This window comes from Sphingorhabdus sp. YGSMI21 (genome assembly GCF_002776575.1).
GTDB lineage: Bacteria > Pseudomonadota > Alphaproteobacteria > Sphingomonadales > Sphingomonadaceae > Parasphingorhabdus.
Map to the genome: position 1 here is coordinate 2,748,261 of NZ_CP022548.1, position 12,053 is coordinate 2,760,313.

At 57.2% G+C, this 12,053-nt stretch carries 12 protein-coding genes and 1 tRNA gene; 9 read left to right on the forward strand and 4 right to left on the reverse strand.

Annotated elements, in window-relative coordinates; genetic code table 11:
* The first annotated feature begins 1 nt into the window (after window position 1).
* The 3 genes from CHN51_RS19815 (at window position 2) to CHN51_RS13225 (ending at window position 3,142) form a co-directional block, all read left to right on the forward strand.
* A complete protein-coding gene (locus CHN51_RS19815; RefSeq protein ID WP_164089209.1) occupies window positions 2–175 on the forward strand; it encodes a hypothetical protein in 174 nt (57 codons plus the stop codon).
* 101 nt (window positions 176–276) lie between these two features.
* A complete protein-coding gene (locus CHN51_RS13220; RefSeq protein ID WP_164089211.1) occupies window positions 277–795 on the forward strand; it encodes an ECF-type sigma factor in 519 nt (172 codons plus the stop codon).
* Between the two features lies 1 nt (window position 796).
* Window positions 797–3,142 carry a serine/threonine-protein kinase gene (locus CHN51_RS13225; RefSeq protein ID WP_164089213.1) on the forward strand — a complete coding sequence of 782 codons (2,346 nt, stop codon included), beginning with the start codon at window positions 797–799 and terminating at the stop codon, window positions 3,140–3,142.
* 617 nt (window positions 3,143–3,759) lie between these two features.
* Here the strand turns inward: CHN51_RS13225 and CHN51_RS13230 are convergent.
* Window positions 3,760–3,835 (reverse strand) — tRNA-Lys (locus tag CHN51_RS13230).
* Between the two features lie 44 nt (window positions 3,836–3,879).
* Complete coding sequence (gene folK, locus CHN51_RS13235) at window positions 3,880–4,410, reverse strand: 2-amino-4-hydroxy-6-hydroxymethyldihydropteridine diphosphokinase (protein ID WP_100094444.1); 531 nt, start codon at window positions 4,408–4,410, stop codon at window positions 3,880–3,882.
* A 116-nt stretch (window positions 4,411–4,526) separates the two neighbouring features.
* On the opposite strand from folK, the gene CHN51_RS13240 reads away from it, so the two are divergent.
* The 4 genes from CHN51_RS13240 to CHN51_RS13255 all read left to right on the forward strand — a co-directional run bounded on the left by CHN51_RS13240 (window position 4,527) and on the right by CHN51_RS13255 (window position 7,477).
* Window positions 4,527–5,078, forward strand: coding sequence for a superoxide dismutase family protein (locus CHN51_RS13240; protein ID WP_240616727.1), 552 nt, complete (start codon window positions 4,527–4,529; stop codon window positions 5,076–5,078).
* 36 nt (window positions 5,079–5,114) lie between these two features.
* The gene (locus CHN51_RS13245; protein WP_100094445.1) at window positions 5,115–5,579 is read left to right on the forward strand and encodes a low molecular weight protein-tyrosine-phosphatase; all 465 of its coding nucleotides are present in this window, start codon (window positions 5,115–5,117) and stop codon (window positions 5,577–5,579) included.
* A 270-nt stretch (window positions 5,580–5,849) separates the two neighbouring features.
* Window positions 5,850–6,584 carry a Bax inhibitor-1/YccA family protein gene (locus tag CHN51_RS13250; protein WP_100094446.1) on the forward strand — a complete coding sequence of 245 codons (735 nt, stop codon included), beginning with the start codon at window positions 5,850–5,852 and terminating at the stop codon, window positions 6,582–6,584.
* 170 nt (window positions 6,585–6,754) lie between these two features.
* Entirely contained in the window at window positions 6,755–7,477 is a 723-nt protein-coding gene (locus CHN51_RS13255) for a hypothetical protein (protein WP_164089215.1), read from the forward strand.
* A gap of 73 nt (window positions 7,478–7,550) precedes the next feature.
* Here CHN51_RS13255 and CHN51_RS13260 read toward each other — a convergent pair whose 3' ends face one another.
* Complete coding sequence (locus tag CHN51_RS13260) at window positions 7,551–8,168, reverse strand: glutathione S-transferase family protein (RefSeq protein ID WP_100094448.1); 618 nt, start codon at window positions 8,166–8,168, stop codon at window positions 7,551–7,553.
* 62 nt (window positions 8,169–8,230) lie between these two features.
* Between CHN51_RS13260 and CHN51_RS13265 the strand changes: the two genes are divergently transcribed.
* Both CHN51_RS13265 and CHN51_RS13270 read left to right on the forward strand, forming a co-directional pair.
* Window positions 8,231–8,575 carry an EthD domain-containing protein gene (locus tag CHN51_RS13265; protein WP_100094449.1) on the forward strand — a complete coding sequence of 115 codons (345 nt, stop codon included), beginning with the start codon at window positions 8,231–8,233 and terminating at the stop codon, window positions 8,573–8,575.
* A gap of 227 nt (window positions 8,576–8,802) precedes the next feature.
* On the forward strand, window positions 8,803–11,625 hold the full coding sequence (locus tag CHN51_RS13270; protein ID WP_100094450.1) for a DUF3857 domain-containing protein: 2,823 nt from the start codon (window positions 8,803–8,805) through the stop codon (window positions 11,623–11,625).
* Window positions 11,626–11,667: 42 nt separating this feature from the next.
* Here the strand turns inward: CHN51_RS13270 and CHN51_RS13275 are convergent, their stop codons facing one another.
* Window positions 11,668–12,051, reverse strand: coding sequence for a DUF1428 domain-containing protein (locus CHN51_RS13275; RefSeq protein WP_100094451.1), 384 nt, complete (start codon window positions 12,049–12,051; stop codon window positions 11,668–11,670).
* Between the last annotated feature and the right edge of the window lie 2 nt (window positions 12,052–12,053).

Sequence of the window (12,053 nt, forward strand, 5' to 3'; positions counted from 1 at the left end):
CATGGATCCGCTCAGCCCATTTGCCGAACGCGAAGTGCTTCAGATACTAGAGGAGGCTTTGGAACAGCCGCGAGCTGACCGCAAGCGCTGGCTGATACGAAAGCTAAAGGAGCGTGAATTGGTGGGGCAGCGGGTCGAGGATCTGCTAGCGTTTGCCGAGCGGCGTTTGCTTTAGTTGTGTCCAATGTGGCCATTCAAGAACTTGGAGAAAGACCAAGGCTGATGCTATCCTCACCCGAACATCGAATCGAGGGGCATTTGGATCACAGCGCGCTAATGGCCGAATGGCAATCCGGCAATGCCACTGCCGGTGATTCCGTTATTCGCGATATCCATCGCGAGTTGGAGGCAATCGCGCAGGCCAAACTGTCGCAGGAATCACGCTCCTCGCTCTCGACAGGTGATTTGATAAATGAGGCGATGATCCGGTTGTCGCGACTGGACCGGATCAAGTTTAACGGTCGCGCCCATATTCTTGCGCTGGCCTCTCGGATAATGCGGCAAATCCTAGTTGATCAAGCGCGCCGTCGTGACGCTGACAAACGCTATCACACGCGGGTGACGTTGCAGACTAATATCGCGGAATGGCAGATGCCTGTCGAACTGCTTGCTCTGGATATGCACCTCGGCGAGTTGCGCGAGATTGATCCGCAGCGCGCAGATATCGTCGAAATGCGGTTCTTCGGCGGGATGTCTCTAACCGATATTTCGACCGTGCTGGATATCTCGGTCGCGACCGTCAAACGCCGTTGGCAGGCATCGCGTATCTGGCTGCATGACAGGCTGCGCAGCTGAAATGGACAGGCACGATGCTGACATAGAGCGCGAGGCTCTGGAGGCTGTCGAGGACGCGTTGGATCAACCTTCTGATCAGCGCGATAATTATGTTCGGCATTTAAGGACTTTGAGCGGCCCGGCAAAGGCACGCGCGATGGAGTTGCTGGATACCGAATCGTCGCATACCGGCGGCCTGATGACCGGCGGCGCAGCGCATTGCGATGAAGAAGACGAAGATCCGGATTTCATTGGTGGCTACCGCGTCCTGCGATTGATCGCTCGCGGTGGTATGGGCAATGTCTATCTTGCCGAGCGTGCTACCGATGATTTCGATCTCATCGTAGCGATCAAACTCATCAAGAGGCGGCTGATCACCGATGAAATGTTGGATCGGTTCCGCCGCGAAAGGCAGATACTTGCCGACCTCAACCATCCCAACATCGCCCGGCTGTTCGACGGCGGGGAGACCGGCGACAGTGTGCCCTATTTCGTCATGGAATATGTCGACGGGCATCCGCTTGATCGTTGGTTGAAGCATGCAAAACCGTCTCTCGAGACGAGACTCGCCGTTTTCGAGCGGATTTGCAGCGCTGTGGAAGCGGCCCATCAACGCCTTGTAATTCACCGCGACCTGACACCGCCGAATGTCCTGATCGCGGATGGTGAAACGGTTAAGCTGATCGATTTCGGTATCGCCCGTCCTGACGACGAAGATGACGGATCTTCTCAACACTCGGCTTGGACGCCCGGCTTCGCGGCGCCAGAGCAAAAGGCTGGCGAAGACGTCACAACGCTATCCGACGTGTACGGTCTGGGCAAGTTGCTTGATTTGCTCATTGGCGGCGATGCTCCAGATGAATTGCACGCGATCTCCAACAAGGCCGCGGCGGTGGATGCCAGCGCACGCTATTCCTCGGTTTCGGCGCTTGTGGAGGATGTCCGCAATTATCGAGAACTGCGACCGGTTTCGGCGATCGATGCCGGCCCGCTTTATGTCGTACGCAAATTTGTGCTGCGGCAGAAATTGGCAACCGCAGCAGTGATGATCGTGTCAGCTGCGATTTTGACGACATTGCTGCTCGTCATGCAGGCCTACCGGGAGACCGAGCTTGCCCGCGCACAAGCCGAGGCCAGTTTGACCGACACACGCGAGCTTGCCGGTATGATGATGTTCGATGTGTTCGACGAAGTGAGCAATCGTCCTGGCAATTCGCAGGCGCGCTTGATGCTCGCGCAGAATGCGCAAAGCCATCTCGAAGCTCTAGCGAGCGACCCTGATGCATCATACGAAGCGCGGCTTGCGGCGGGACGCGGCTTCTATCGCCTCGCCGCAGCAACCGGAACAATTGGCACAAGCAACCTGGGAAATATGGCTGAGGGACTTGCCTTTTTCGAACGGTCAGAGGCAATCCTTGAGGAACTCTATCGTGAGCGGCCTACCGACGAGATCAGGCTGGCTCTTGCACGCACCCATGTAAGTCTACTTCGCGACAAAAATTTGCGATTTCTCGATTTCGAGGAGTCGCATGAGCATGGAATACGCGCGCTCCAGCTCTTGCGTGAAATCGAGATTGCCTCTGCCGCTTCTTTGGCGGAATTCGGACGAGCGCAACGCCAATTGAGTGACCTTCTGGGCTGTTGTTTGGGAAGGCCGGAGGACGGATACAAAGCGGTGCAAATTGGAATGACAGAGATTGAAGCTGCGCCAGAGCGTTTTCGAGAGGTTCCCGCTGTGCGCAGAGCATATAATGATCTGGTCAATATAAGCGCTGGCTACCGGATCGTATTCGACAATGATGCCGCCAGCATCGAACCATTCTCGCAAGCGTTGGAGGCGCAGCGAGCATTGGCATCTGAAACGAATTTGCCCGTTGATCTTCATCTGGAGGCGACGATTGCAAGCAATCTAGCTCGTACGCTCTTGAGAATGGGCAGGCCGATCAAAGCAGGCCAGATTATCGACCCGACCTATCGGCAGGCGCTTTCCGCCTTCCGAATTGATCCAGCAGACAATGATCTGCAGCGCCGTATGGCCGTTGTCAGCATTGCGAAGGCATATGCCGCAGCACAGTTGGGCCAGACTGATAAAGCGGAGCAACATGTATCTGAAGGTTTGCGTCTCTCGCGATTGAGCGCACGATCCGATGGATCGCCCGCAAGGCCATCATTGACATTTGCGCATCGCCTGCAGGAAGCTTCCGAAGTCTACTGGGCTTCCGGTCAAATCCAAAAGTCGTGCAATTTGATGGACCAATCAATGGCTTTATATCGTCGATATGCCGACCAAAGTCAGCTCCCGATGACATCGCTACGCTACAGGCTCATCCCTATGGAGAAACGGCGCGAAAAATGTGGTGCAGCGTGAGGATGTCCGCTTATTGCGTGCCAATTTCCAATGATGAAGGGCCGAGTTTGGTCGGATTGGCCCTCTCCGTTAAACAATCGGGGACGTCGGTGAGAGACTGGTTGCTGGGCATGTAGGATGCAGATCTGAGGAGAAGGGAAGAGCCTGATAGTTTGCGGACGTATCCGGAGATCAGTTGATGGTATATGCAAATGGTGATGTTCTCCAAGACACAATAATGCCAACTGATTCTTCATCCATGGTGACAATGAAGGCCATTGCGGAATCTTTCTGTTCCTTACCGTTCTAAGTGGGAATCCCCAGTCTTGTACTTCTTATATAGTGTGGGATGATTATGCAGTCGCCTTCTCTGCCGGGGGCTTGAAAATCCTTGGCGCGCTGCAGTCAGCGGGTTCCTGAGGATTTTCTCATCTCGAGCTATCAGTGGGTCCCGTAATTTTAATTGTAACGTAGCGTCGACTTTTTGTCGTTTCGTTTTCTAATTTTTGGTTCTGAAGCGTGAAGGATCCTCACGTTTATAGCGATTTGCGCAGATAATTTGAAGCCGAGTGTGCTGTGAAACAATGGTGAGAGACAATCGCTCCACCATCCAATCTAACTCATTGAAATTGTTAGAGTGGTGAGCCCTGCTGGGTTCGAACCAGCGACCTACTGATTAAAAGTCAGTTGCTCTACCGACTGAGCTAAGGGCCCCTCATATGGCCGGTGCAGTGCGCCAGCCGTTGGGAAGCGCTTCCCTAGGGGCGCTTTGTTTCGTGGTCAAGCCGCTTTGGCGCTTTTTTCCCCTGTTTTCTGGGTCGCCGGTTGCGGGCGTCAAGTTGCGCCATTGTCCGGCCGGTCAGGGGATCGCGCCAGTCGCCCGCGATTTCTGCGGCGGGACGCAGGACAAAGCTGCGTTCGCGCATCAGCGGATGGGGGATGACGAGGTCCGGTTCGGCGCTGGCAAAGGCGCCGCCGCTCCACAAGATGATATCCAGATCGAGCACCCGCCGGGACCAGGCCTGGCCGCGGCGACGGCCGAATTCTGATTCGATGCGCTTGAGCAGAGCCAGCAGGGCAGGGGGAGCCAGTCCCGTTTCGATGATCGCGGCGGCATTGGCATAGCTGCGCTGGGACGGACCCACCGGTCGCGAGCCGATGGTCGACGAGGTATCGAGCAGCGTCAGGCCCCGCGCGGCCAGGTGCTGCCCTGCCGCGGCTATGACGGCGCGTGGCGGTCCCAGGCGCTGGTGGCGCTGGTTCGAGCCGAGAGCGATCAGATAGAGCATGGTGGCAATCTGGCTCCTGTGCGATGCCGGAAGGACGGGGCCGGAACAAATGGTTCCAAGCGGGCGGATCGGCTGCTATCATGAAATGAATGCAATGGAAATCAAGGAGAAGCTTCGTGGGTCAGCAACATATCGGTTTGTCGGGCATGGTTTTGTTGTCGCTTGCGGCTGCCGGGTGCAGCCAGGAAGGCATATCTCCCGGCGAAGTCAGCGGCAATGTCGCGCGGGCGGAGCTGGCCGGAGCGGACGGCACGCCATATGGCGAAGTGATTGTCGCTCAGGGTGACAATGGCCTGCTCGTCAATATCCGGGCAGAAGGCATGTCGCCGGGACCGCACGGCGTGCATATCCACCAGACCGGCAAATGCGAGGGGCCCGACTTCAAATCTGCAGGGGGGCACTGGAATCCATCGGCCAAACAGCATGGCTTCGATAATCCGCAAGGCGCGCACGCGGGAGATTTCTTCAATCTGGACATTGGTGCCGACGGCACCGGTGCGCTGGAGGCGACGATATCGGGCGCCTCGCTGAGCGAAGGCGAGGACGCGTTGCTCGATGCCGATGGCGCGGCATTTGTAGTGCATGAAGGTGCCGACGACCTGAAGACCGATCCCTCCGGCGAAAGCGGCGGCCGGCTGGCTTGCGGCGTCTTTGTTGGTGGCCGCTGACTCCGCCTTTCTGTCAGTAAAATATAGAGTGGTTTGATGAGTCAGTCTGTCCTGTTCGTATGCCTCGGCAATATTTGCCGCTCGCCGCTCGCCGAAGCGGCATTGCGGCAGGAATGTCTGCGTCTGGAACCGAATATCATCGTCGATTCTGCCGGCACCGGAGACTGGCATGTCGGGCAGCCGCCGGACGAGCGGGCGCAGGCCGTGGCGGCGCAAAATGGGGTGGATATCGGCCATTTGCGGGCGCGCCAGGTGAAAGTGTCGGATTTCCGCGATTTCGATTATATCATTGCGCTCGACAACCAGAATTTGCGCGATCTGGAGGCCCTTCGGCCGGCCAGGGCGGTTTCGCAGCTTTCGCTGCTCTTCGACCATGTCGCGGGCCGGGCGGGCGAAGATGTCGCGGATCCTTATTATGGCAGCGAACGTGATTTTGAACAGACCTGGGCAGAAGTGACCGAAGCGGCCCGCAATATCCGCCAGTGGCTGGCCGCCGGCTGAGGATCCGGGCGAGGCAGCAGAATGGTTACCAGCCCGGCGCGGTAGCCCTGTGCCGCAGTGGAGCAGGGTGGGAAACGGGGTTTGGCGCCGTTTGTCGCGCGGTATAAGATATTGTCGATAATTTGCCGGCGCAATAGATGCCATCTATCGAATCCGTCGGGAATATTTTGGCGAGCCATGGCGGTTTCCCTTGAAATAGGCGCGTTCTTACCCGATATTGAAAGCTGTAGAGCCGGTTTGTCGGCTCGCTAATTTGAGGAGTATGCAATTATGGCTTGGCAAGATCCAAGAACAACCTTCGGGCAGGCCCCTGTGGGCACCGCTCCACAGACGCAGGTCGCGTTTGATGCCGGCCTGCGCAGCTACATGCTCAAAGTCTATAATTATATGGCCAGCGGCGTGTTGCTCACCGGCATTGTCGCGATGCTGTTCGCCAGCTCCGGTCTCGCGCAGGACATCATGTTTGGCGGCGGGCCGCTGAAATGGGTGATCATGCTGTCGCCGCTTGCGATTGTTTTCGCAATGAGCTTCGGGCAGAATAAATTCTCGACCTTCACGTTGCAGGCGATGTTCTGGGGCTTTGCCGCTCTGATGGGCATGTCCATGTCGACCATCTTCCTGGTTTATACGGGCGCATCGATCGCGCAGACCTTCTTTGCCACCGCAGCCGCCTTTCTCGGCCTGAGCCTCTATGGTTACACGACCAAGAAGGACCTGTCCGGCTGGGGCAGCTTCCTGATCATGGGCGTGGTCGGTATTCTGGTCGCGATGGTGATCAACATCTTCCTGCAGTCGTCGATGATGCAACTCGTGATCAGCGCGATTGGCGTGCTGGTTTTCTCGGGCCTCACGGCTTACGATACGCAGCGGATCAAGAGCATGTATGCCTATGTCGCCGGAACCGACATGGTCGGCAAGACCGTGGTCCTGAGCGCACTCAGCCTCTATCTGGACTTCATCAACATGTTCCAGTTCCTGCTCTATTTCATGGGCGGCCGCGAATAGTGCCATTTGGCACAGCAATGATTATCGGGAAGGCCCGGCAGGAAACTGTCGGGCCTTTTCTTTTGGCGCTTCGTCGAGATTTGCGCGCAAATGCTGGACATTCATCAGCGTGAATCATAAGGAAACGGCAGTTGTTCCGGGAGAAGATTACAATGCCGCGTTTGAAGGATATGCGTCTTATATTGGTAGCTGGCGGACTGGCTTTGCTTGCTGCCTGTCAAACGCCGCCGCCACCGCCACCGCCACCGCCCGCGCCGGTTGTCCAGCCGCAATATACGCCGCGCGCGCCGACCCCGCCCTTTGGCGCAAGCCATCTTTCGATCGTGCCGGCGCTCCGCGCCGACGGGTTGCGCGAAACAATCAATCGCGATCTCGGACCGCTGGAAACCTTGTGGCACGTCCGCGCTGCCCTTAACGTTGCCGCGCTCAGCTGCACCGGACCGCTCTACGATCGTCTGGTTGACGATTATAATGCGTTCATCAAGAACAACAGCGCGTCGCTGCGCAACGCCAACAACGCGATCATCCGCAAATTCCAGCGCGATGTCGGCAGCGGCTACAAGACCGAGCATGACCGTCACCAGACGCAGCTCTATAATTACTGGTCCTTCTCGCCGCTGCGCCGGCCTTTCTGTGACCAGGCGGTGCAGATCAGCCAGCGCGCGATCGTCACCAAGTCGGCCGACCTCAACCTGTTCGCGGAACAGGCCTTGCCCGAACTGGAAAAGCCGTTCACCGATTTCTATCTCGCTTTCGAGGAATATGAGCGCGATCTTCAGGCCTGGCAGGTCCAATATGGCGATCCGACAGCCGTAGCCGAACAGCCGGCAATCGATCAGCCGGTTCTCGAACAACCATTACTCGATTACGAGCAGCCGGCTCCCCGCGAGTGAATTTCCGATAGGCGACAAAAAAAGGCCGGAGGGACGCCCTCTCCGGCCTCTTTCTTTGCCCTTTCAAGAGCGGTCAGCCATTTTCGGCAATCAGCCGCTCGTCGATCGCCTTGGCCGCATTATAAGCGGCCCGATCCGTCAGCCGCGCGGCATAAGCGACAAAACTGTCCCGAGCGGGCAGGGTGCCGAATTGGGTTCCCCAAATGACCTGCGCTCCGACATAGACGTCGGCCATGGTGAAGCGCGAACCGCAGACATAGTCATCCGCCCGGAATTTGGCCTCCAGCACGTCGACCACGCGGTCATAATTGCCATAGCCGGCGGTCATCTCCTTGTCCTGTGCCACTTCAAAGCCGAGCGACTTGTTGGTGATCGCCGCTTCGACCGGCCCCGCCGCAAAGAACAGCCAGCGATAATAGTCGGCCCGTTCCGCTGCAGCCGGCGCGAGACCGGCGTCCGGGAAGGCTTCTGCCAGATAAGCACAGATAGCCGGGCCTTCGGTCACGACCTTGCCCTCATGCTCGATCGCCGGCACCTTGCCCATCGAATTGATCTTCAGATAATCCTCGGCCTTCATCGACGTGCCATATTCGAGCAGCACCTGCTCATAATCCGCACCCGCTTCGTGCAACGCCCAGCGTGCAATCTGGCCGCGCGACATCGGGTTGGTATAAAAGCTGATAGTGGACATGTCTCTCTCCCTCGTTTTGGATGGCCTTGTAACAGAAGGTCGCGTCACACGGGAGAGCGTCGATGATCAAGCATTTCTTTCTGATTTCGAAAAAGCCGCATGTTTCGGCAGCGGAATTCCGCGACTATTACGAGACAAGGCATGCGCCGCTGATCAAGCGGTTGCTGCCGATGTTTGCGCATTACGAGCGCCATTATCTCGACCGGTCGCAAAGCCGGATCGATGCCACGCAGGACGATCCCGGTTTTGATGTGATCACCGAAATCCATTTTGCCAGCCAGAGCGATTATGATGCGTTTCTGGCAAGGCTGTCCGACCCAGCGGTGATCGCAGAAATCCGCGCCGACGAAGCCAATTTCCTGATCAGCGAGGCGACGCGGTCGTTGAGAATCGACAGCAGCAGCTAGATATTCGGCGACCGGACCCATATTGCAACGCGAATGGCTGATAAAAGCGGGCCTGCTGCCAGACGGTGACCCGATATTGAGACAGCAAACGCGCCGGGGGCCGGTGTTCCCATATCCTCAGCCAAGATAAGATAGGGGCCGCCGTTCCACCGGCTTTTTGCGAACAACGCCTTGTTTTTACTATTTATCCTAATAAGGTACGTGAAAATAAGGGGCAAGTCACAGTAATGAAGCAATTCTATTTGGCGCTGATCGGCGCTGTCTATTTGATATCCGGAACAGCCGCGACCGCATCCGCCGATCTCCGTTTCGAACAGCCGGAAGCATGGGTGGAATCCGCCGATCTCGACCAGGTCCTGCGGGAAAATCCGGAGAGCGAAGCGATATTGGTGATTCTGGATTTCCAGCGCCAACTGGAACACGGCAAGGTCTCGACTTACCAGGATGTCGCCGTGCGCATCGATTCGACCAGGACCATGTCGAACATGCTGTCGCTTTTGAGCCCGAGCTGGCATCCGGATCAGGGCGATCTGATCGTCCATCGCTACGAGATTGTCCGGGGTTCCGAGATCATCGACCTGACGGGAGTCGAGAATATATTCGACGTCATTCGCCGGGAAAAAAATCTGGAGCGGCAACAGATCAACGGCATGCTGACCGCCATTTCGCAGATCGAGGATCTGCAACTGGGTGACATTGTGCGGCTGAGCTACACCGTCACCTCGGCCAATGAAGCGCTGGCCGGGCGCGTACAGGCATCAAGCGGTTTCGCTTCGGAGGATGTCAAAGTCGATTTCGTCCGTCAGCGGGTCCGCTGGCCCAACAAGATGGACGTCAAATGGCGTGGCTCCAAGGCGGAAATCGAGCCGGTGAAAACAAGCGAGGGGGGCTGGACCAATCTGGAAATCGACTATCGGTCCAGCGAACCGGATGTCGAAATTCCGAAAAATGCCCCCATGCGATTCAGGGATCGCAATCTGTTCGAGGTTGCCAGCTTTGCGTCGTGGAAGGACGTCTCGCGGGTCAACGCGGCCCTCTATCCCCGCAACGACGGCATCGTGAAGGGCGGCGCCCTGGATCAGGAAATCCGGGCTATTGCCGACCAGACCCGGGACAAGAAGCAGCGGACTGCGCTGGCGCTGCGGCTGGTTCAGGACAAAATCCGCTATCTCTATAACGGCATGGGATTCGGCAATTACAGTCCGCAGAAGCCGGAAGAGACCTGGAAACTGCGCTATGGTGACTGCAAGGCAAAGACCTATTTGCTGCTCGCGATCCTGCGCCGCCTCGACATCAAGGCCGTGCCGATGCTGGTCCACACCAGCCAGCGCGATATCGTCAAGGAGCGGCTGCCCTCATTCCAGGCGTTCAATCATATCATTGTCAAGGCAGAGATCGACGGAACCGTCTACTGGCTCGATGGCACCGGAAGCGGCACGCGTATCGACGATATGGTCAATTCTCCGACCCATCGTTACGGACTGCCAAGCGTCAGCAATGGTGCGGAGCTCGAGGAAATTCCAATCCGCCGGCCGGGTCGGCCCTATCAGTCGGTCATCGTCACCTATGACGTTTCGGCCGGCACCGATCTGCCCGCCCCCTTTGAACTGCAGGCCACGCTTCGCGACAGCGACGCGGCGGCACTGAAAGACGCCATCGCGCAATTGTCGGAAGAGAAGGTGAAGGAACTGCGCGAGAAAACCGCGCTGGATTATGTGCTCGACGGGCTCGTCTACGAAACCAGCTTTACCTTTGATGAGGACGAGGAAACTGGATATCTTACGGCTAGGGGACTGTCCTATCTCGACTGGGATATCAAGACCGACCGGCACCGGCACGAATTGTGGAGCGTATCCGACAATTTCAAGGTCCAGAAGACCCGCGATGAAGAGGAATTGCGCAGCTTGCCGGTGAATTTGAGCTATCCGGTCTATTTCCAGTATCAGACCAATTATATCCTGCCCGACCGATATGCCACCGCCTCGCTCGATGGCCTGGCGGAGGATAGTTCGCAAGTCGCCGGCTTCCAGTTCAGCCGCTCGGTGCACAAGAATGGCAACAGGATTGTTTCCAAGGAAGAATATCATACCGGCCGTTGGGAATTGCCGGCGGAGGAATTCGAGACCGAACGGCGGAAACTGGCGCGCCTCAACCGGGAAAATGTGAAAATCATTCTTCCGGAAGACCGGGTGTTGCCGTGGCGGGAAGTCGAGGATTTCAAGCTTTCGGCGCAAGCTGCCATTCACCGCGAGGCGTTTGACCGGCATGTCGCCAACGCCAAGAATGATGATGACGCTGCCTTGATCAACCGCGCCTATTTCCATCAGATCCTGGGGGAATATGACAAGGCCATTGCCGATGTCGAGAGCGCCTTGGCGATCAATTCCGATGCCGAAAATTATAAATGGCTCGGCGACCTGCAACTCGGCTCCAATCCGGCGGCTGCCATCGCCGCCTATTCCGAGGCCGTCGCCATCAAGCCGGCCTATTTCGACGCCTTGCTCGATCTGATCAGACTGCATGTGCGAATGGAGGATTTTGACAAGGCCCATGCGGTTCTGGAACGGGCCAAGGACGCAGGCCTGACCGAAACCAGCGTCGATAGCATCCATATCGAGATATTGCAGGCCGAAGGCAAATTCGACCAGGCGCTGCAAATCATCGACGACCTGGTCGAGGAAGAGCCCGATAATGCCAGCTATCTTGCCGATCGCTGTCTGTTGCGGGCGATGGAAAAAACCGATCTCGATATGGCGCTGGCGGATTGCACCAATATGATCGAACTGGCCGAACGCAGCTCCTATTATCATTTCATCCGCGCCCTGGTCTATTACCAGCGCGGTGAATATCAGCTGGCGATCGACGATCTCGGCAAATCGATCAAGGTCAGCGATCGCCGGGGCTATGTCTATCAGCTCCGGTCGCGCGCGCATCGCAAGCTGGGGCAGATCGAAGCGGCCGAAGATGACGAAAAGACCGCGCGGTTCCGCTACAAATATGCGGGCTGGTACTGGGGCCATTTTTCGGATGACCCGCCTGCGGTACGCTGACCGGCCTGATGGAGGACTTGGCGAGATGGCCGCTCCTGCTTCCTAGCCATCCAGTGTGACAACCGGCTCGAAGCCGCCGAAAATCATACGTTTGCCATCGAAAGGCATCGGATTTTTTACCGGGTCCATCCGCGGATCGGCTTGTTCCGGATTTTCCATCATCGCCTCCAGTTTCGCCATGCCGGCGTCGCGGGTTGCCTTGTCCGGCCATTCGATCCAGGACAGGACGACGCTCTCATCGTCGCTCGCTTTTACCGCCTTGCGGAAATCGGTGCTGCTGCCATCGGGTATGTCGTCGCCCCAGCATTCGACCACTCTTGTAGCACCCATTTCGACGAACATGCTGTCGGCATTGTTGGCATGATCGATAAATTTCTGTTTGTTGGCAGTCGGGACCGCGATCACAAATCCGTCAATATAGCTCATTT